This is a genomic window from Streptomyces sp. NPDC107546 (assembly GCF_055639175.1).
The window spans coordinates 457330-476537 of sequence record NZ_JBVKBA010000002.1 but is presented as its reverse complement, the minus strand read 5'-3'; the positions used below and the strand labels follow the sequence as shown (position 1 = coordinate 476537).

The 19208-nt window shown below is 72.7% G+C and carries 16 protein-coding genes and 1 riboswitch; of the genes, 8 read left to right on the top strand and 8 right to left on the bottom strand.

What is annotated here, in order from left to right; all coding sequences use genetic code 11:
• Positions 1-61: 61 nt before the first annotated feature.
• The 3 genes from ACZ7L1_RS04720 to abc-f form a co-directional block, all read right to left on the bottom strand.
• Entirely contained in the window at positions 62-853 is a 792-nt protein-coding gene (locus tag ACZ7L1_RS04720; protein ID WP_471434174.1) for an enoyl-CoA hydratase/isomerase family protein, read from the bottom strand.
• Between the two features lie 131 nt (positions 854-984).
• A complete protein-coding gene (locus tag ACZ7L1_RS04715) occupies positions 985-1206 on the bottom strand; it encodes a helix-turn-helix domain-containing protein (protein WP_030578326.1) in 222 nt (73 codons plus the stop codon).
• 367 nt (positions 1207-1573) lie between these two features.
• A complete protein-coding gene (abc-f, locus tag ACZ7L1_RS04710) occupies positions 1574-3172 on the bottom strand; it encodes a ribosomal protection-like ABC-F family protein (RefSeq protein WP_471434173.1) in 1599 nt (532 codons plus the stop codon).
• 416 nt (positions 3173-3588) lie between these two features.
• Between abc-f and ACZ7L1_RS04705 the strand changes: the two genes are divergently transcribed.
• The gene (locus ACZ7L1_RS04705) at positions 3589-4002 is read left to right on the top strand and encodes a VOC family protein (RefSeq protein ID WP_471434171.1); all 414 of its coding nucleotides are present in this window, start codon (positions 3589-3591) and stop codon (positions 4000-4002) included.
• A gap of 20 nt (positions 4003-4022) precedes the next feature.
• Here ACZ7L1_RS04705 and ACZ7L1_RS04700 read toward each other — a convergent pair whose 3' ends face one another.
• The 3 genes from ACZ7L1_RS04700 to ACZ7L1_RS04690 all read right to left on the bottom strand — a co-directional run bounded on the left by ACZ7L1_RS04700 (position 4023) and on the right by ACZ7L1_RS04690 (position 7585).
• On the bottom strand, positions 4023-5432 hold the full coding sequence (locus ACZ7L1_RS04700) for a hypothetical protein (protein WP_471434170.1): 1410 nt from the start codon (positions 5430-5432) through the stop codon (positions 4023-4025).
• A 191-nt stretch (positions 5433-5623) separates the two neighbouring features.
• Complete coding sequence (locus ACZ7L1_RS04695) at positions 5624-6751, bottom strand: alpha/beta hydrolase (protein ID WP_471434168.1); 1128 nt, start codon at positions 6749-6751, stop codon at positions 5624-5626.
• Between the two features lie 99 nt (positions 6752-6850).
• A complete protein-coding gene (locus ACZ7L1_RS04690; RefSeq protein WP_471434166.1) occupies positions 6851-7585 on the bottom strand; it encodes a class II aldolase/adducin family protein in 735 nt (244 codons plus the stop codon).
• Between the two features lie 405 nt (positions 7586-7990).
• On the opposite strand from ACZ7L1_RS04690, the gene ACZ7L1_RS04685 reads away from it, so the two are divergent.
• Positions 7991-9301 carry an inorganic phosphate transporter gene (locus ACZ7L1_RS04685; RefSeq protein ID WP_471434164.1) on the top strand — a complete coding sequence of 437 codons (1311 nt, stop codon included), beginning with the start codon at positions 7991-7993 and terminating at the stop codon, positions 9299-9301.
• A 13-nt stretch (positions 9302-9314) separates the two neighbouring features.
• Complete coding sequence (locus ACZ7L1_RS04680; RefSeq protein WP_471434163.1) at positions 9315-9530, top strand: hypothetical protein; 216 nt, start codon at positions 9315-9317, stop codon at positions 9528-9530.
• Between the two features lie 100 nt (positions 9531-9630).
• Here ACZ7L1_RS04680 and ACZ7L1_RS04675 read toward each other — a convergent pair whose 3' ends face one another.
• Complete coding sequence (locus ACZ7L1_RS04675) at positions 9631-9939, bottom strand: hypothetical protein (RefSeq protein WP_471434161.1); 309 nt, start codon at positions 9937-9939, stop codon at positions 9631-9633.
• A complete protein-coding gene (locus ACZ7L1_RS04670) occupies positions 9840-10103 on the bottom strand; it encodes a DUF397 domain-containing protein (protein WP_471434233.1) in 264 nt (87 codons plus the stop codon). Before ACZ7L1_RS04670 ends, ACZ7L1_RS04675 begins: the two co-directional genes overlap by 100 nt.
• Before the next feature lie 106 nt (positions 10104-10209).
• A riboswitch (cobalamin riboswitch) is annotated at positions 10210-10350 on the top strand.
• Between the two features lie 100 nt (positions 10351-10450).
• Between ACZ7L1_RS04670 and ACZ7L1_RS04665 the strand changes: the two genes are divergently transcribed.
• The 5 genes from ACZ7L1_RS04665 to cobO are packed head-to-tail and all read left to right on the top strand — an operon-like array spanning position 10451 to position 19206.
• Positions 10451-11407 carry a cobalamin biosynthesis protein gene (locus ACZ7L1_RS04665; protein WP_471434160.1) on the top strand — a complete coding sequence of 319 codons (957 nt, stop codon included), beginning with the start codon at positions 10451-10453 and terminating at the stop codon, positions 11405-11407.
• The gene (locus tag ACZ7L1_RS04660) at positions 11404-12912 is read left to right on the top strand and encodes a cobyric acid synthase (protein WP_471434159.1); all 1509 of its coding nucleotides are present in this window, start codon (positions 11404-11406) and stop codon (positions 12910-12912) included. The genes ACZ7L1_RS04665 and ACZ7L1_RS04660 overlap by 4 nt, the downstream gene beginning before the upstream one ends.
• Positions 12909-16571: a cobaltochelatase subunit CobN gene (gene cobN / locus ACZ7L1_RS04655; RefSeq protein ID WP_471434157.1), complete on the top strand. Its 3663-nt coding sequence runs from the start codon at positions 12909-12911 to the stop codon at positions 16569-16571. Before ACZ7L1_RS04660 ends, cobN begins: the two co-directional genes overlap by 4 nt.
• A complete protein-coding gene (locus ACZ7L1_RS04650; protein ID WP_471434155.1) occupies positions 16568-18598 on the top strand; it encodes a putative cobaltochelatase in 2031 nt (676 codons plus the stop codon). The genes cobN and ACZ7L1_RS04650 overlap by 4 nt, the downstream gene beginning before the upstream one ends.
• A complete protein-coding gene (gene cobO / locus ACZ7L1_RS04645; RefSeq protein WP_471434154.1) occupies positions 18598-19206 on the top strand; it encodes a cob(I)yrinic acid a,c-diamide adenosyltransferase in 609 nt (202 codons plus the stop codon). The genes ACZ7L1_RS04650 and cobO overlap by 1 nt, the downstream gene beginning before the upstream one ends.
• Positions 19207-19208 lie beyond the last annotated feature (2 nt).

The following is a 19208-nucleotide window of genomic DNA, read 5'->3' as shown; positions in this document are numbered from 1 at the left end:
GGCGTACCCAGGCAGGCAGAGCCACCAGGCCCGCGCCTCGCGGGCCTGGTTCGGGGTACGTCTATTCGCCGACGCCGGCCAGATCCCGCAGCCGCCGGGCCTGGGCGGCCCGTTCCGCCGCGCGCTGGGCCTCGTAGGTCCGCTCCTGCGCGCCGCGCAGCAGTGCCTTGGTCTCGATCACGGCGTCGCGGGGCGCCGCGAGCAGGGCGCTCGCCAGGTCCCCTACCGCCTCATCGAGCTGGTCGCGCGATACGGCGATGTTCGCGAGCCCGGTGGTCACGGCTTCCTCGGCCCCGACGAAACGGCCCGTCACGCAGATCTCCAGCGCGCGGGCATAGCCGACCAGGCCCACCAGCGGATGCGTGCCGGTGAGGTCCGGTACCAGGCCCAGGCTCGTCTCCCGCATGGCGAACTGCACGTCATCGGCGACGACGCGCAGGTCACAGGCGAGGGCGAGCTGGAACCCCGCTCCGATCGCATGCCCCTGGACGGCGGCGACGGACACGATGTCGCTCTGCCGCCACCAGGTGAACGCCTCCTGGTACCCGGCGATGGTGGCGTCCAGCTCCGCGTCGCCGCTGCGAGCGAGGTCGATGAAGGTCGGTTCCCCCTCGATCCCCTCGGGCGCGAACATCCGACGGTCCAGCCCGGCCGAGAACGACTGACCCTCGGCACGCAGCACGACCACGCGGACCGAACCGGGCAGCGCCCGCCCGGCCTCCGTCAGCGCCCGCCACAGAGCGGGGCTCTGCGCGTTGCGCTTGGCCGGGTTGGTCAGCGTCACCGTGGCGATCGCCTCGTCGACGGTGAGCCGTACGCCGTCCTTGTCGAGTACCGGGTCGAGCGAAGCCATGGGGCGCCTCCGATGGGTGCGGTCAGCAGCGGATGCCGTGGCACGGCATCCTAAGTGACTGCACAGTAACCACCCGGCCGGTCGCCTGACCGACCGGGTGGCCACCACCGAAGCCGATGGGCCGCCCGGCGTCAGGCCGACTGGGCCTTCTTGCCCCGCGTCGCCCCGCCACGCCCTCGGAGCGTGACGCCCGACTCGCTGAGCATCCGGTGAACGAAGCCATACGAGCGGCCGGTCTCCTCGGCCAGCGCTCGGATGCTCGCACCGGAGTCGTACTTCTTCTTCAGGTCTGCCGCGAGCTTGTCGCGCGCGGCGCCGGTCACCCGGCTGCCCTTCTTCAGAGTCTCGGCCACCCGTGCCTCCTCATGGGAAGTGCGCTCTGGTCTCCTCATGATCACCCCTCCGGGGCGCGATGGCCACCCATTCGGCAAGGTCCGTGCGACAAGGTTGTGACGACAGGAGCACATCCCCACGAGTGGAATCCGGTATTCCGCCCGGTCGCGTCCGTACACCCGAACGGGTTCATCGGGGAATCACCAGGTCAGCGCCGCGCGACGGCCGAGCCCGCCCCACGGAGCGGCTCGGCAGTCGAATAGGTGCAGGACACACCCTGGTACGAGGAGATCTCACACAGATGATGGATCACGGATCGGCCGAATGATCCATACGCAGTGGATCAGCCGTTCGATCAAGCGCCCCTGACCGCCCGGCGCGGTGCCGTCAGGCGAGCGTGACGAGGTCGGCGTAGTCCGCGCCCCACAGGTCCTCGACACCGTCCGGCAACAGGATGATCCGCTCCGGCTGGAGCGCCTCGACCGCGCCCTCGTCGTGCGTGACGAGGACCACCGCGCCCTTGTAGGTGCGCAGCGCGCCGAGGATCTCCTCGCGGCTGGCCGGGTCGAGGTTGTTGGTCGGCTCGTCGAGGAGCAGCACGTTCGCGGAGGAGACGACCAGGGTGGCGAGGGCCAGACGGGTCTTCTCGCCGCCGGACAGAACGCCGGCGGGCTTGTCGACGTCGTCACCGGAGAACAGGAACGAGCCGAGCACCTTGCGGACCTCGACCAGGTCCATGTCGGGCGCGGCGGAGCGCATGTTCTCCAGCACCGTCCGGTCCGGGTCGAGGGTCTCGTGCTCCTGCGCGTAGTAGCCGAGCTTGAGGCCGTGACCGGGGACGACCTTGCCGGTGTCGGGCTGCTCGACGCCCGCGAGCAGGCGCAGCAGGGTGGTCTTGCCCGCGCCGTTGAGGCCCAGGATCACGACCCGGGAGCCCTTGTCGATGGCCAGGTCGACGTCGGTGAAGATCTCCAGGGAGCCGTACGACTTCGACAGCCCCTCCGCCATCAACGGGGTCCTGCCGCAGGGGGCCGGCTCGGGGAAGCGGAGCTTGGCCACCTTGTCCTGCTGGCGGACCTCATCCAGGCCGGCCAGCAGCTTCTCGGCGCGGCGGGCCATGTTCTGCGCGGCGACCGTCTTGGTGGCCTTGGCGCGCATCTTGTCGGCCTGGGCGTTGAGCGCGGCGGCCTTCTTCTCGGCGTTGGCGCGCTCCCGCTTGCGGCGCTTCTCGTCGGCCTCGCGCTGCTGCTGGTAGAGCTTCCAGCCCATGTTGTATACGTCGATCTGGGCGCGGTTGGCGTCCAGGTAGAACACCTTGTTGACGACCGTCTCGACCAGGTCGACGTCGTGCGAGATGACGATGAAGCCGCCGCGGTAGGTCTTCAGGTAGTCGCGCAGCCAGATGATCGAGTCCGCGTCCAGGTGGTTGGTCGGCTCGTCGAGGAGCAGGGTGTCCGCGTCGGAGAACAGGATGCGGGCCAGCTCGATGCGGCGGCGCTGACCGCCGGAGAGCGTGTGCAGGGGCTGGCTGAGCACCCGGTCGGGCAGGTTGAGCGCGGCGGCGATGGTGGCGGCCTCGGCCTCGGCCGAGTAGCCGCCCTTGGTGAGGAACTCGGTCTCCTGGCGCTCGTACTGCCGCAGGGCCTTCTCGCGGGTGGACCCCTTGCCGGAGGCGATGCGCTGTTCGTTCTCGCGCATCTTGCGGATCAGGACGTCCAGGCCGCGCGCGGAGAGGATGCGGTCGCGCGCGAGGACGTCGAGGTCGCCGGTGCGCGGGTCCTGCGGGAGGTAGCCGACCTCGCCGGAGCGGGTGACGGTGCCCGCGGCGGGGATGCCCTCGCCGGCGAGGACCTTGGTGAGGGTGGTCTTCCCGGCGCCGTTGCGGCCGACGAGGCCGATGCGGTCGCCCTTGGTGACGCGGAAGGTGGCGTTCTCGATGAGGATGCGGGCACCGGCGCGCAGCTCGATGCCGGAGGCGGAGATCACGGACAGACTCCTGGGCGGGACGGTGGCGGGATGGGCGGCTGAGGACGTTCCCGCCGTCTAATGCGCGAGGAGAATGGCCATGGGCCCCAGTCTAACGGGGCGGTGCAAGCACTTTTTCCGCACGCGGCGTCCCGGGCTGGTGACGTCCGTCTTCGCGGCAGCGTGACGGCGGTGGTGTGAGGTTCACTACGCGGCGCGGATGGTACGCGCCGACGCGGCACACGGGGGCGCGACGCGGCCGGTCCGTCCCCCGTTGGGACCACGGCCCGGCGTCATGCGGTGGGGCGGTGCGAGGCTGGCACTCCCGGCGCCAGGCCCTGTCGTCGAACTCCCGTCGTCCGCCGCGTTGTCGGTGGCCGGTGCGAGACTGAGCGACAGGCCGGGATTCGGGCCGGACACCGGAAGGAGTGACGGCGATGGCGGGCATGGACGGCAGGCGACCGAGCATCTGCCCGACGCTGCTGTACGCGGACGCGAAGGCGGCGATCAGGCAGCTCACGGAGGCCTTCGGTTTCACGGAGCTGTCGGTCTACGAGGGCGAGGACGGATCGGTGCTGCACGCCGAGCTGGTGCAGGGCAACGGCGTGGTGATGTTGGGTTCGAAGGGCCGCGGCGGCCCCTTCGACGAGGCGATGAAGGGGTCCGGTCCCTGCGGGGTGTACGTCGTGGTGGACGACGTCGACGCACACCACCAGCGGGCCGTGGAGCACGGCGCGGAGATCCTGATGCCCCCGACCGACCAGGACTACGGATCACGGGACTACATGGCCCGGGACGCCGAGGGCAACATCTGGAGCTTTGGCACGTACGCCCCCGAGACAGCCGCCTGACGGCCACTGTTCGAGGAGGGTCAGCTGCCCCCGGTGTGGACCTGGAAGGCGGCTCGGCGCACGGCCTTGGCGAGCGCCGGGTCCGGGTGGGCCGCGGCGAGCGCGACCAGGACCTGGACGGTACGGGGGTGTCCGACCGCGCGCACCTCGTCGAGCAGCGCGGGCACGGTGGCCTGCACGGCGGACTCCAGGTGGCGGACCAGGAGCGGGGCCTCACCGTGGTCGGCGACGGCGGCGGCGGTGTCGACCCACAGCCAGGTGGCCTCCTCGCGGGTGAGCACCTCGTGGGCGTCCTCCGGGTCGGCGCCGTCGTGCTCGGCGAGCCAGAGCAGGGCGTAGGGGCGCAGCGTGGTCTCCTCGGCGGCGCGGCGCACCTCGGGCTCTGCGGGCGCGCCGACCACGCGCAGCGCCTCGAAGGCCAGCCCGCGCAGCAGGGCGTCCTCGCCGCGCGCGGCGTCGAGGAGTTCGGTGACGGCGCTGCCGACGGGGCGGGCGGCCAGCCAGGCGCGGTACTCGGCACGGGCCGCGTTCGGGCGGAGCTGGGCGCAGCCGCGGAGCATGTCCTCGGCGTTCTGCTCGATGTTCCCGGCGGGGCTCTGCGCGGCGACGCAGATCTGCTCCAGCTTGACCCACACCGCCCAGCTGCCGAGCGGGGTGAGGGTGGCCTGCCCGTCGGCGCAGGTGAGGGCGCCGACGTAGGCCAGCGCGTCGAGGGCCCAGGCGAGCAGGGGGGCCAGCTCGGACTCGTCGGCGGGGTCCGGGACCGGCGGCACGACGGGCTCGGGCTGGGGTCCGTAGGGGACCTCGCAGCGCTCGGTGCGCAGTTCGGTGACCCGCTGCTGGAGCAGGTCGAGGAGCTGCTCGACGGGGACGGGCCCGGCGGACAGCTGGAGGAAGGAGAGCACCTGGGGCATGGCCGAGACGACTTCGGCGACGGCGGCGTGCTCGCGGTCCGCCGGCTCGGGGCAGGCGAGCGACCAGGCGTCGAAGAGGGCGACCCAGCCGCGCAGTACGGCAGAGTCGTCCCGGTCCCAGGCGCGCAGCCGCCAGCCGGGGCGGGCGCTGTCGCCGTGCACCTCGACGAGGCCGGCCAGGCGCGCGGTGTCCCAGTCGGCGCGCACCTGAGCGGCGGTCAGGCCGAGGTCGGCGGCCGCCCGTTCCGCGGTGGCGTCGGACAGGGTGCCCTTGCCGTCGGGGGCCGCACCCTCGCGGCCGGGCCCGAGCGTGGCGTCGGCCCAGTGGGCGACACGGGCCGCGCCGGCCAGGCGGGCGCGGGCCATTTTCGCCAGTTCCGCGGGCGGCGGCGTGCCCTCCGGCGGCCTGGGTGCGGGGCGGCGCGTGCGGCGCTGGGTCACCGCTCGGGGGGCGGCGGCCAGCGGCCGCGGTCGGACGAGTCGGAGCCTGGAGTCGCGCGGAATACGGGACGTCACGGGTGCAGTCTTCCGGTTGACGGTCCGAAAACCCAAACGGAATGCCTCGAGGGACGCCGACGGGAGCCGGCGAGAGGGGCCTCAGAGGCGCTGGGAAGGGGGGCAGCGCTGGTCGGGTGGGCTAAGCGGAAGAGGGCGCGAAAGGGCGCCGCAGCTGTGTGCCCGTCGGCGGGGCCGTTGCGTCGGCACCGTCACATCAACGGCGTGAGGAAGCGCCGCATGGCCTCCTCGTAGGCCTCGGGGTCGGCGTTCCACATGGCGCCGTGCGGGGCGTTCTCCACCGTGTGCAGGGTGACGAGGTTCGCGCGCCGCTCGGCGAGACGGCGTGAAAGGCCCCAGGGGGCGATGGTGTCGTCGGGCCCGTGGAAGATCAGAACCGGCACCTTGAGGTGCTGCGGGTCCGCCGCCTTCCGGGTGCGGTCTCCGTGCACACCGGTGCGGCCCTGCGCGGCGCGGACGGCCAGCGGCAGCAGGGCTCCGGGGGTGCGGCGGGCTGCGGCCAGGGCGCGCAGCGTGACCTCCCAGCTGAGGACGGGTGAGTCCAGGACGAGCCCGGATACCCGCTCGCGCACCGCCGAGTGGGCGGCGGCGTGCAGCGCCATGGCGGCGCCGGTGGACCAGCCGTGCAGCACGACCCGCTCGGCCCCGGCCCGCACCGCGTGGCGGATCGCGGCGTCCACGTCGCGCCACTCGGTCTCGCCGAGATGGTTCAGACCGTCCGGCGAGCGCGGCGCCCCGGGGTCGCCGCGGTAGGCGATGTCGAGGACCGGGAAGTGGTGGCGCTGCAGGAATCCCAGGACGTTCATGGGGTGTTCCCGGGTGGTGCCGAGCCCGTGCACGGTGATCACCCAGGTGTCGCGGGCGCCCGGCAGGAACCAGGCGGGCAGGGTTCCGAGTTCGCCGGGCACCTCCACGTCGGTGTACTCGAGACCGAGGGCGGTCCCGGGGTCACCGGTGTACAGGGCGGGTGTGAGCCAGACCTTGTCACCGGGCTCGAGCGTGCCGTGCGTGACGCGTTCCAGTCGGCGTACGACCGTGTCGACGGTGTGCGGGGCGGAGTCCAGGACCGGCCCGACGACCGCGTGCGAGCCGTCACCGGTCAGCCCGTAGGTGCCGGGCCGCCGGGAGGCCAGGTCGCGGGTGAGGGCGATCCGGCCGGCCGCCAGGGAGTGCACGGTGAGGCGGGGTTCCGTGGGCAGCGGACGCCCCGGCGGTGCCTTCAGCGCGGCGTCGCTGGCGAAGCGGCCCGCGGCGACGCCGGCGGCGCCCGCGGCGATGGCTACGGTGACGGCTGCGGCCGCCGCTTTGACAGTGCGCATCCATCCAGTCTCCCGGTGCAGCCCGCCCCCGGCCAGTGGGGAGAAGGGCGTGGTGTCACCCACGGGGCGCGCCGCAAGGCGCCCCGGCCGGCCGGTCCACTAGGGGTTCGTGAACCCCTGATGCTGCCCGTACCCCCGCAACCGCTCCCCTACCTCCGCCACCTGCTCCCGGCTGAGCAGGTGCGGGGTGAGGCCCGGCACGGTCGACGCCGTCAGCCACACGCGGCACATCCACTCCAGCTGGGCCGTGCGGTCGTAGGCCTGGTCCAGCGAGGCACCGTGGGCGACGGTGCCGTGGTTCTGCAGCAGGCAGGCGCTGCGGTCGGTCAGGGCGCGGAGCATGTTCTCGGCCAACTCGGGGGTTCCGTAGGTCGCGTAGGGGGCGACCCGCACCGCACCTCCCAGCGCGGCGGCCATGTAGTGGATCAGCGGCAGCTCCCGTACGAGCGTGGAGACGGCCGTGGCGTCGGGGGCGTGGGTGTGCACGACGGCCCGGGCGTCCGTCGTGCGGTAGACGGCCAGGTGCATGGGCAGCTCGCTGGTCGGGCGCAGCGTGCCGAGCACCTGTCGTCCGTCCAGATCGACTCCGACCACGTCGCCCGGCGTCAGCCGCTCGTACGGCACTCCGGTGGGGGTGACCAGCACGGTGTCACCGACGCGTACGGAGACGTTGCCGGAGGTGCCGACGACCAGTCCGTCGGCGACCGTGCGGCGGGCCGTCGCGACGAGCTGGTCCCAGGCCCGCGCCACCTCCTCCGCCTCACCCGGCCCCCGCCCCTGCCCCTGCCGTACGGCCTCCCGGGCGTCCCCTGCGTCATGTCGCTGATCGGCCATGCCGCGATCCTGCCAGGCGGGGTCCGCGCGGGGATGGCCCGGCGCACCTGTGGGCCGGGAGCCACGGGGCCGTAAGGACGCATATACGGACGTACCTCCCCCGGGAGGCGGTACCCGACCACGGGAGCCCGGAGGGTGACCGAAATCTCTTCAACGGGCCCCGGGACCGACTGAAGCGGTTCGCGACGAGCCGACGGAGAGCCCGGCGCGGCCCCCTGAGGCACGCCAAGGCTTCCGGAGGCCTGAATTCCAGCTTCGTTCGAGGCTGCGCCCCCCGTCGGCCGACCACAAGCGGAACGCAAATACGCTGATCGGTACACCCTCCAGCCGGTCTCAGTTCATCTTCCGTTCACCCAGGTTGCCTACGGTCCAACAGCCACTGACCTCCCACAGAAGCCTGGGTAAATGGAACACATCACGCTCCTCCTCGGAATCGTGATCGTCACCGCTCTCGTGTTCGATTTCACGAACGGTTTCCACGACACAGCCAACGCGATGGCGACGACCATCTCGACCGGCGCCCTGAGGCCCAAGACGGCGGTGGCGATGTCCGCCGCGCTGAACCTCCTCGGCGCCTTCCTGTCCGTCGAGGTCGCCAAGACGATCTCCGGCGGCATCATCAACGAACAGGGCATACGCGTCGAAGTGATCTTCGCCGCCCTGGTGGGCGCCATCCTGTGGAACCTGCTGACCTGGCTCCTCGGTCTGCCCTCCAGCTCCTCCCACGCTCTCTTCGGTGGTCTGATCGGTGCCGCCGTCACCTCGGCGGGCTGGTCCGCGGTGAACGGCTCGACGATCGTCACCAAGGTCCTGATCCCCGCGGTGGCCGCGCCGCTCGTGGCGGGCCTCGCCTCGATGCTCGCCACGCGCCTGTCGTACGTGATCGGCAGCCGCGCCGACGAGAAGGCGACCGCGAAGGGCTATCGCGCCGGGTCGATCGCCTCGGCCGGGCTGGTCTCCCTGGCCCACGGCACGAACGACGCGCAGAAGACGATGGGCATCATCACGCTGGCCCTGGTCACCGGCGGTGTCCTCGCCCCCGGCTCGAACCCTCCCACCTGGGTCATCGTCTCGGCCGGCCTGGCCATCGCGCTCGGCACCTACCTGGGCGGCTGGCGCATCATCCGCACCCTCGGCAAGGGCCTGACGGACCTGGCGCCGCAGCAGGGCTTCGCCGCCCAGACCAGCGCGGCGACCGCGATCCTCGCCTCCTCGCACCTCGGCTTCTCGCTCTCCACCACCCAGGTCTGCTCCGGCGCCGTCATGGGCGCGGGCCTCGGCCGCAAGGGCGGCGTGGTCCGCTGGTCCACCGCGACCCGGATGCTGACCGCGTGGGTGCTGACGCTCCCGGCGGCCGGCCTGGTCGGCGCGGGCGCCGAACTCCTCACCAAGCAGGGCACCTGGGGCACGGTCGCCACCGGCGTGCTGCTGGTCGCCGGCGCCGGTGTCATCTGGACGCTCTCGCGCCGCAAGCCGGTCACGGTGGACAACGTCAACGACGTCGAGACGGAGCCCGCGGGCGTCGTCACCGCGGCGATCGCGGCGGTCATCCCGCCCCCGGCGGGCCCCGTCGCCGCGGCCGACGCCGCCGCGGCCGACAGCGCGGCGCCCGGCACCGCCCCGGCGGACACGGACGCCACCACCGACCTGCAGGCCACGATCCCGGCTCCGGACGCCGGCCCCTCCGCTGAGCCGGCCCCCGCCGCCACGGTTTAAGGAATCACCACTCATGAAGATCGACTGGGCAGCCCTCGGCTCCGTCTTCGGCGTCAGCCTCGGAGTCACCGTGGCCCTGGTGGCCCTGTTCACCCTGGGCGTCGTGGGCCTCACCAAGAAGGACGCGGCCCGGGGCGGCACGGCCGCCCTGGCGGCCACCGGCGCCTACGCCTGTTTCGCTGCGTGCGCGGCGGCGGTCGCGTACGGGATCCATCTGATCGTCGCCTGACGGCCGGAGCACTTCGGAATCACCCCGCAGCGCTGTCGCTGCGAGTCACCCCCGCAGCGATGTCGCTGCGGGGGTTTCCCACGTTCCCGGAGTAAAGGGGTCAAGGGGTTCGCGAGTCGCGTTGCCGGACAGCCGCCGTCGCCCGGCCCAGGACACGGAGACGCTCCGTGACCGGAGTGAGGCCCCACCACAGCCCCGCGCAGGCGGCGGCCACGAGGGTGACCACCAGCCACACGAGGGCCCGCGCCGGGGTTCCGGGCACCAGCAGCGCCGCCAGGGCACCGATGCCGACCGCGAACATCCCCGTCGTCAGGGAGAAGAGTGCCAGCGGAGCCGCCGCCGCCAGCGAGAGATGCGGCGCGTGGGGACCTCCCGCGCCTGCCGAGAATTCCTTGGCCCTGTCCCCCATGTGGGTCCCTCCCGTCCTCTGGACGGTTCGCTCGGACGCCGTCCACTGCCGGGTTTCTCGAGTTCGGCCAGCAAAGCACACCCCGCCGTACGGCGAAAGACGAGCACCGGACCGGTGCGCCGTTTCGAGTCACGCGCCGGAACGCGCGCCCCTGGACCGCCCACTTCGACCGCCACTTCACAACGAAAGGCGTGATTCGGGCAACTGACGCGATTTCAGTGGTGTGGGACTCGGCACACCGCAGCGTCGCAGGTCAAGAGCAAGTTGACGGCTGTTCTGGGCGCGTGGTGGACTGCCGGAGCCAGTACGGCGGCAGGAGAGGAAGCCGGTGCGAGTCCGGCGCGGTCCCGCCACTGTCACCGGGGAAGAACTCCCCGGGAGCCAGGAACTCTCGCCGCCGGTCTCGTCGAACCAGGGCGTGGACACCCTGAGTGAGGACATATCGCCATGCGCGGCTGCCGATTGAGGTTCTGTCACCGGGTTCTGTCCGACCGCACGGTCGGCTGAGCCGATGGGTGCCGATCGCGTCTTCGCGTACGGCGCCGCCGCCGGTCTCCTCGGTGACCACCTGCTGGGCGATCCACGCCGCGGGCATCCGGTCGCCGCGTTCGGGCGGGCCGCGGCGGCCGTGGAACGGGTGTTGTGGCGGGACCACCGCGGGTGGGGCGCGCTGCACACCGCCGTCTGCGCCGGGGGCGCCGTGACAGTGGCGGCGCTCGCCGCGTCCGCCGTACGTCCCTCCCGTACCGCCGCCACGGCCCTGACCGCCGCCGCCACCTGGGCCGTGGTCGGGGGCACGTCGCTCGCCCGGGAGGCACGCGCCATCGGGCGCGCCCTGGAGGCGGGGGACGTCGATGCCGCGCGCGCCCGGCTGCCGCATCTGTGCGGGCGCGATCCGCAGGCGCTGGACGCGGACGGGATCGCCCGGGCGGTCGTCGAGTCCGTCGCCGAGAACACCTCCGACGCCGTGGTGGGCGCGCTCACCTGGGGAGCGGTCGCCGGGGTGCCCGGTCTCGTGGGTTTCCGCGCCGTCAACACGCTCGACGCCATGGTCGGGCACAAGTCGCCCCGTTACCGGCGCTACGGATGGGCCTCGGCACGCCTCGACGACATCGCGGGATGGCCGGGGGCACGACTCACGGCCGTTCTCGCGGCAGCGGCGGGGCCCGACCCGCGGGGCGCGGTGCGGGCCTGGCGTGCCGATGCCGCGAAGCACCCGAGCCCCAACGCCGGGCCCGTGGAGGCGTCGTTCGCGGGGGCCCTGGGCGTGCGGCTGGGCGGGACGCTGTCGTACGGGGGGCGCGTGGAGCACCGGCCCGTGCTCAACACGGCGGGGCGCGCCGTCCGTACGGACGACATCGAGCGGGCCGTACGGCTCTCCCGGCGCGTGGGCGGGCTCGCGCTCGGCATCACGGTCGCCGGGCGCCTGGTGGCCCGAAGGCTTCTCGCGAAGGGACGGACGTCATGAGCGGCGGACTCCTCGTCGCCGGTACCACCTCCGACGCCGGCAAGAGCGTCGTCACCGCCGGGATCTGCCGCTGGCTCGTACGGCGGGGGGTCAAGGTCGCGCCGTTCAAGGCGCAGAACATGTCTCTGAACTCCTTCGTCACCCGAGAGGGCGCAGAGATCGGACGGGCGCAGGCCATGCAGGCCCAGGCGTGCCGCGTCGAGCCGACCGCGCTGATGAACCCCGTGCTGCTCAAGCCGGGTGGCGAGCAGAGCAGCCAGGTCGTGCTGCTGGGCAAGCCGGTCGGTGAACTGAGCGCGCGCGGGTACCACGGGGGGCGGCAGCAGCGGCTCCTCGGCACCGTGCTGGACTGCCTGGCCGAGCTGCGGGGCACGTATGACGCGGTGATCTGTGAGGGGGCCGGCAGTCCGGCGGAGATCAACCTGCGGCGCACCGACATCGTGAACATGGGCATCGCCCGCAACGCCCGGCTGCCCGTCCTCGTCGTCGGTGACATCGACCGCGGCGGCGTCTTCGCGTCCTTCTTCGGGACGGTGGCGCTGCTCTCCCCCGAGGACCAGGAACTCGTCGCCGGATTCCTGGTCAACAAGTTCCGCGGGGACGTCAGCCTGCTGGAACCGGGCCTCGACATGCTGCGGGACCTCACCGGGCGGCGCACCTACGGCGTCCTGCCGTTCCGGCACGGGCTCGGGATCGACGAGGAGGACGGGCTCAGGGTGTCCCTGCGGGGCGCGGTCCGCGAGTCCGAGGTGACCGCCCCCGTCGGCGAGGACGTGCTGCGCGTCGCCGTCTGCGCCATCCCTCTCATGTCCAACTTCACGGACGTGGACGCGCTGGCCGCCGAGCCGGGTGTGGTCGTCCGGTTCGTGGACCGGCCGGAGGAACTGGCGGACGCGGACCTCGTGGTGATCCCGGGGACCCGGGGAACCGTCCGCGCCCTGGAGTGGCTGCGCGAGCGCGGCCTCGCGGACGCCCTCGTCCGAAGGGCCGCTGAGGGGCGGCCGATCCTCGGCGTCTGCGGCGGCTTCCAGATCCTCGGCGAGCACATCGAGGACGAGGTGGAGAGCCGCAGGGGGCACGTGGACGGGCTCGGAGTGCTGCCCGTGCGGGTGCGGTTCGCCCGCGACAAGACCCTCACCCGGCCGGCGGGGGAAGCCCTCGGCGAGTCCGTGGAGGGGTACGAGATCCACCACGGGGTCGCCGACATCACCGGCGGCACACCCTTCCTCGACGGCTGCCGGGTCGGACAGACCTGGGGCACCCACTGGCACGGGTCCCTGGAGTCGGACGGCTTCCGGCGGGCCTTCCTGCGCGAGGTGGCCGCCGCCGCGGAGCGCCGCTTCGTGCCGGCCCCCGACACGTCGTTCGCCGCGCTGCGCGAGGAGCAGCTCGACCGGCTCGGCGACCTGATCGAACAGCACGCGGACACGGACGCGCTGTGGCGGCTCATCGAGTCGGGCGCGCCGCAAGGACTGCCTTTCATCCCCCCGGGAGCGCCCGCATGAGCACAGTGTTGTTGTTGTCGACCGCCGACACCGATCTGCTGGCGGCCCGTGCCTCCGGCGCGCCCTACCGGATCGGCAACCCGACCCGGGTGGACGTCGCCGAGGAGCTCCCGGGACTGATCGAGGGCGCGGACATCGTCGTCGTGCGCCTGCTCGGCGGCAAGCGCGCCTGGGAGGACGGGCTGGCCCGGCTGAAGGCGTCCGGCATCCCGACCGTGCTGCTCGGCGGGGAGGCCGTCCCCGACGCCGAGCTGATGGCCGAGTCCTCCGTACCGGCCGGTGTCGTGGCGGAGGCGCTGAAGTACCTGGTCGAGGGCGGCCCCGCCAACCTCACCGAACTCGCCCGGTTCCTGTCCGACACGGTGCTGCTGACCGGTGAGGGCTTCGACGAGCCGCGGAAGATGCCGGAGTACGGCGTACACGGCGAGCGCCCGTTCACCGAGGGCCGCCCGACCGTGGGCGTGCTCTTCTACCGGGCCCACGAACTCAGCGGCAACACCGCCTTCGTGGACACCCTGTGCGACGCGATCGAGACGCAGGGGGCCAACGCCCTCCCCGTGTTCTGCGGTTCGCTGCGCGGCGCCGACGCCGGGCTGTACGAGATCCTCGCCAAGGCCGATTCCCTGGTGGCCACGGTCCTCGCGGCCGGCGGCACGCACGCCTCGCAGGCGTCGGCCGGTGGCGACGAGGAGTCCTGGGACATCGGCGCGCTGGCCGAGATGAACGTCCCGGTGCTGCAGGGGCTGTGCCTGACCTCCTCGCGCGCCGCGTGGGAGGCGTCCGACGCCGCCCTGTCCCCCATGGACGCGGCGATGCAGGTCGCCATCCCGGAGTTCGACGGCCGTCTGATCACGGTCCCGTTCTCGTTCAAGGAGCGGATCGACGACGACGGCGCCGACGTCCCGGTGTACGTCGCCGACCCGGAGCGGGCCGCGCGGGTCGCCGGGATCGCCGTGCGCCACGCGCGGCTCAAGCACAAGCCGAACGCGGAGAAGAGGATCGCGCTCGTCTTCACCGCGTACCCGACCAAGCACTCGCGGGTCGGCAACGCGGTCGGCCTGGACACGCCCGCGTCGGCGGTACGGGTGCTGGACGCGCTGCGGGACGCGGGATACGGCCTGACCGAGTACCCGGCGGGCGGCGACGAGTTGATCCACCGCCTCATCGAGGCCGGTGGTCACGACGTGGAATGGCTGACCGAGGAGCAGTTGGCGGCCGCCCCCGCGCGCGTGCCGCTGGCCGACTACCGGGCGTGGTTCGAGAAGCTCGACCCGGAGCTGAGGGACGCCATGACCGAGGCGTGGGGTGAGCCGCCGGGCTCGCTGTACGTCGACGGCGACGACATCGTGCTCGCCTCGCTGCAGTTCGGGAACGTCGTGGTCATGATCCAGCCGCCGCGCGGCTTCGGCGAGAACCCGATCGCGATCTACCACGACCCCGACATGCCGCCGTCGCACCACTACATGGCGGCCTACCGCTGGCTGGAGAACAGTTTCGGCGCAGACGCGATCGTCCACATGGGCAAGCACGGGACGATGGAGTGGCTGCCCGGCAAGGGCCTTGGTCTCGGCAGGGGGTGCGCGCCGGACGCCGTCCTCGGCGACCTGCCCCTCATCTACCCCTTCATCGTCAACGACCCCGGCGAGGGCACCCAGGCCAAGCGGCGCGGCCACGCCACCGTGGTCGACCACCTCGTACCGCCGATGGCGCGTGCCGACACCTACGGCGACCTGGCCAAGCTGGAGCAGCTCCTCGACGAGTACGCGCTGGTCTCCGACCTGGACCCGGCGAAGGCACCGGCCGTGCGCGCCCAGATCTGGACGCTGGTCAAGGCGGCCGAGCTCCACCACGACCTGCACGTGCACGAGCAGCCCGACGACGACGAGTTCGACGAGTTCGTCATGCACATCGACGGCTATCTGTGCGAGATCAAGGACGTGCAGATCCGCGACGGCCTGCACATCCTGGGCGGCGGCCCGGTCGGCGAGCCCCGTGTCAACCTGGTGCTCGCCGTGCTGCGCGCCTCACAGGTGTGGGGCGGGCAGGCGAACGCGCTGCCCGGTCTGCGGGCCGCGCTCGCTGAGCACTTCGGCCTGGTGGAGAAGGAGCTGCTGGCGGAGCCCGGCGCTCCGGTGAAGGTGCCGGTGGAGCTGACGGACCTGGTGGAAGGCCCGTCCCGTACGGCGGCGGACGCGATCGACCTGCTGGAGCAGCTGTGCCGGCGGATCGCGGAGGGAATGGAGGCGCGCGGCTGGGCGGCCTCCGAGAGCGGTGCTCTCGTGCGGGAGGTGACGGGCACCGAACTCGCCGACGCCGTAGCGGTGCTGGAGTTCGCGTGCACGGAGGTCGTGCCGCGTCTCGCCCGCACCACCGACGAGATCGGCCACATCCTCAAGGCGCTGGACGGCGGTTACGTCCCGGCGGGCCCGTCCGGCTCCCCGACCCGCGGCCTGGTCAACGTCCTGCCGACCGGCCGCAACTTCTACTCGGTCGACCCCAAGGCGATTCCGTCCCGCCTGAGCTGGGAGGTCGGTCAGTCGCTCGCCGACTCGCTGGTCGCCCGCTACCTCCAGGACACCGGCGAGTACCCGAGGTCCGTCGGCCTGACGGTATGGGGAACCTCCGCGATGCGCACCCAGGGCGACGACATCGCCGAGATCCTGGCCCTGCTCGGCTGCCGCCCCGTCTGGGACGACGCCTCGCGCCGCGTGACCGGTTTCGAGGTGGTCCCGCTGGAGGAGCTGGGCCGCCCCCGTATCGACGTCACGGTCCGTATCTCCGGGTTCTTCCGGGACGCGTTCCCGCACGTCGTCGGGCTGATCGACGACGCGGTGCGCGCGGTGGCCGAGCTGGAGGAGCCCGCCGGGAAGAACTTCGTGAAGGCACACGCCGACGAGGACACCGCCGAGCACGGCGACCGGCGGCGCGCCACGGCCCGTGTCTTCGGCTCCAAGCCGGGTGCGTACGGCGCCGGTCTGCTGCCGCTGATCGACGCGCGCAACTGGCGCTCCGACGCCGACCTCGCCGAGGTGTACGCGGTGTGGGGCGGCTACGCGTACGGGCGCGGGCTGGACGGACGGGCGGCGCGCGGGGACATGGAGACGGCGTTCAAGCGCATCGCCGTCGCCGCGAAGAACGTCGACACCCGCGAGCACGACCTCGTCGACGCGGACGACTACTTCCAGTACCACGGCGGCATGGTCGCCATGGTGCGGCACCTCACCGGTGCGTCCCCCGAGGCGTACGTCGGTGACAGCGCCGTACCCGACCAGATCAAGACCCGCACCCTCGGTGAGGAGACCCACCGTGTCTTCCGCGCCCGCGTGGTCAACCCGCGCTGGATGGCGGCCATGCGGCGCCACGGCTACAAGGGCGCCTTCGAGATGGCGGCGACCGTCGACTACCTGTTCGGGTACGACGCCACGGCCGGGGTCGTCGACGACTGGATGTACGAGAAGCTCAGCGCGGAGTACGTCTTCGACGCCGAGAACCGCGACTTCATGAAGAAGTCCAACCCGTGGGCGCTGCGCGGCATCACGGAACGGCTCCTGGAGGCCGCCGACCGTGGCCTGTGGGCCGAGCCGGACGCGGACACGCTGGAGCGATTGCGCGCCACCTATCTGGAGCTGGAAGGCGACCTGGAGGGCGACGAGAAGTGAGTACCCCGTTTCCGTTCACGGCCGTCGTCGGGCAGGACGACCTGCGGCTCGCGCTGCTGCTGAACGCGGTCTCGCCGGCGGTCGGCGGTGTGCTGGTGCGCGGCGAGAAGGGCACCGCCAAGTCGACGGCCGTGCGCGCCCTGTCCGCGCTGCTGCCTCAGGTGGCGGTCGTCCCCGGGTGCCGTTTCTCGTGCGATCCGGCGGCGCCGGATCCGTCGTGCCCGGACGGGCCGCACGAGCCTGGGGCCGGTACAACACGTCCCGCGCGCATGGTCGAACTGCCCGTCGGGGCCTCCGAGGACCGGCTCGTGGGCGCCCTCGACATCGAGCGGGCGCTGGCGGAGGGCGTGAAGGCGTTCGAGCCGGGCCTGCTCGCGGACGCCCACCGCGGCATCCTGTACGTGGATGAGGTCAACCTCCTCCACGACCACCTGGTCGACCTGCTCCTGGACGCCGCCGCGATGGGCGCCTCGTACGTCGAGCGCGAGGGCGTCTCCGTGCGGCACGCCGCGCGTTTCCTGCTCGTCGGCACCATGAACCCCGAAGAGGGCGAGCTGCGGCCGCAGTTGCTCGACCGGTTCGGGCTGACGGTCGAGGTCGCCGCCTCCCGCGAACCCGACCAGCGCGTGGAGGTCGTCCGGCGGCGGCTCGCCTACGACGACGACCCCGCCGGTTTCGCGGCGCGCTGGGCCGAGGAGGAGGCCACCGTACGGGCCCGCATCGTGGCCGCGCGCGAGCTGCTGCCGTCCGTGCGGCTCGGGGACGGGGCGCTGCGGCAGATCGCCGCGACCTGTGCCGCGTTCGAAGTGGACGGCATGCGCGCCGACATCGTGATGGCGCGTACGGCGACCGCGCTGGCCGCCTGGGCCGGGCGGACCGACGTGCTCGCCGAGGACGTACGACAGGCAGCGCTGCTCGCGCTGCCGCACCGCAGGCGGCGGAACCCCTTCGACGCGCCGGGCCTCGACGAGGACAAGCTCGACGAGACGCTGGAGCAGTTCGGGGATTCCGGGGATTCCGGGGATTCCGGGGATTCCGGGGATTCCGGGGATTCCGGGGAGGACGACGACCCGGATCCGGACGGACCCGGCGGGGGCGGCGGCCGGCCGCCGCAGGACGGTCCGGCGGGCGACGGTGACACGCCGGCGCAGGCCGAGTCCGGTGAGAGCGGGCCGTCGCAGACCTCAGGAGCCGGTGAGCAGACTCCCGCACGCGCCTCCGATCCCTTCCGTACGAAGGTGCTGACCGTGCCCGGGCTCGGTGACGGCGCCGCCGGGCGGCGTTCGCGGGCACGGACGCAGCACGGGCGGACCACCGGGGCCCGGCGGCCCCAGGGCACGCTTACCAAGCTGCACCTGGCGGCGACCGTGCTGGCGGCGGCGCCTCATCAGCGGGCGCGCGGGCGGTCGGGGCCCGGGCTCGTGGTGCGCCGGGACGATCTGCGGCAGGCGACCCGGGAGGGGCGCGAGGGCAACCTCGTGCTGTTCGTGGTGGACGCCTCCGGGTCGATGGCGGCCCGGCAGCGGATGAGCGCGGTGAAGGGCGCCGTGCTGTCGCTGCTGCTGGACGCCTACCAGCGGCGCGACAAGGTGGGCCTCGTGACCTTCCGGGGCTCGGCGGCCGAGGTGGCGCTGCCGCCGACCTCGTCGGTGGACGCGGCGGCGGCCCGGCTGGAGTCGCTGCCCACCGGGGGCCGTACGCCGCTGGCCGCCGGGCTGCTGAAGGCGCACGACGTGTTGCGGGTGGAGCGGCTGCGGGATCCGGCGCGGCGGGCGCTCGTGCTCGTGGTGACGGACGGGCGGGCCACGGGTGGTCCTGAGCCGGTCGCGCTGGCCGGGCGGGCGGCCCGGCTGTTCGCGGCCGAGGGGGTTGCCTCGGTGGTCGTGGATTGCGAGTCGGGACCGGTGCGGCTGGGGCTCGCCGGGCTGCTCGCGGGTGAGCTGGGCGGTACGGCGGTGACGCTCGACGAGTTGCGGGCGGACTCGATCGCCGGGCTGGTGAAGGACGTACAGAGGAGGGCCGCGTAATGCCGCAGGGACAGCCGAGTGTCGTACCGGACGACGGGCTGACGACCCGTCAGCGACGCAACCGTCCCCTCGTCGTCGTGCACACGGGCGTCGGCAAGGGCAAGTCGACCGCGGCCTTCGGGCTGGCGCTGCGCGCCTGGAACCAGGGGTGGCCGATCGGGGTGTTCCAGTTCGTCAAGTCGGCGAAGTGGAAGGTCGGCGAGGAGAACGCGCTCAAGGTGCTGGGGGCGTCCGGGCAGGGCGGGACCGTGGCCTGGCACAAGATGGGCGAGGGCTGGTCCTGGGTCCAGCGGGACATCCAGGGTGACAACTCGACCAACGAGGAGAAGGCCCGCGAGGGCTGGGAACAGGTCAAGCGGGACCTGGCCGCCGAGACGTACAAGCTGTACGTGCTCGACGAGTTCGCGTACCCGATGCACTGGGGCTGGGTCGACACCGACGAGGTCGTCGACGTGCTCCGCAACCGGCCCGGCACCCAGCACGTGGTGATCACCGGGCGGAACGCACCGGAGAAGCTGGTCGACTTCGCGGACCTCGTCACCGACATGTCCAAGGTCAAGCATCCGATGGACGTGGGCCAGAAGGGCCAGAAGGGCATCGAGTGGTGACC

Coding starts and splice junctions, on each gene's coding strand:
- ACZ7L1_RS04720 (WP_471434174.1), bottom strand. CDS start 853: ATGGCTTCGCTCGACCCGGTACTCGACAAGGACGGCGTACGGCTCACC.
- ACZ7L1_RS04705 (WP_471434171.1), top strand. CDS start 3,589: ATGGCGGGCATGGACGGCAGGCGACCGAGCATCTGCCCGACGCTGCTG.
- ACZ7L1_RS04695 (WP_471434168.1), bottom strand. CDS start 6,751: ATGCGCACTGTCAAAGCGGCGGCCGCAGCCGTCACCGTAGCCATCGCC.
- ACZ7L1_RS04690 (WP_471434166.1), bottom strand. CDS start 7,585: ATGGCCGATCAGCGACATGACGCAGGGGACGCCCGGGAGGCCGTACGG.
- ACZ7L1_RS04685 (WP_471434164.1), top strand. CDS start 7,991: ATGGAACACATCACGCTCCTCCTCGGAATCGTGATCGTCACCGCTCTC.
- ACZ7L1_RS04680 (WP_471434163.1), top strand. CDS start 9,315: ATGAAGATCGACTGGGCAGCCCTCGGCTCCGTCTTCGGCGTCAGCCTC.
- ACZ7L1_RS04675 (WP_471434161.1), bottom strand. CDS start 9,939: ATGGGGGACAGGGCCAAGGAATTCTCGGCAGGCGCGGGAGGTCCCCAC.
- ACZ7L1_RS04665 (WP_471434160.1), top strand. CDS start 10,451: ATGGGTGCCGATCGCGTCTTCGCGTACGGCGCCGCCGCCGGTCTCCTC.
- ACZ7L1_RS04660 (WP_471434159.1), top strand. CDS start 11,404: ATGAGCGGCGGACTCCTCGTCGCCGGTACCACCTCCGACGCCGGCAAG.
- cobN (WP_471434157.1), top strand. CDS start 12,909: ATGAGCACAGTGTTGTTGTTGTCGACCGCCGACACCGATCTGCTGGCG.
- cobO (WP_471434154.1), top strand. CDS start 18,598: ATGCCGCAGGGACAGCCGAGTGTCGTACCGGACGACGGGCTGACGACC.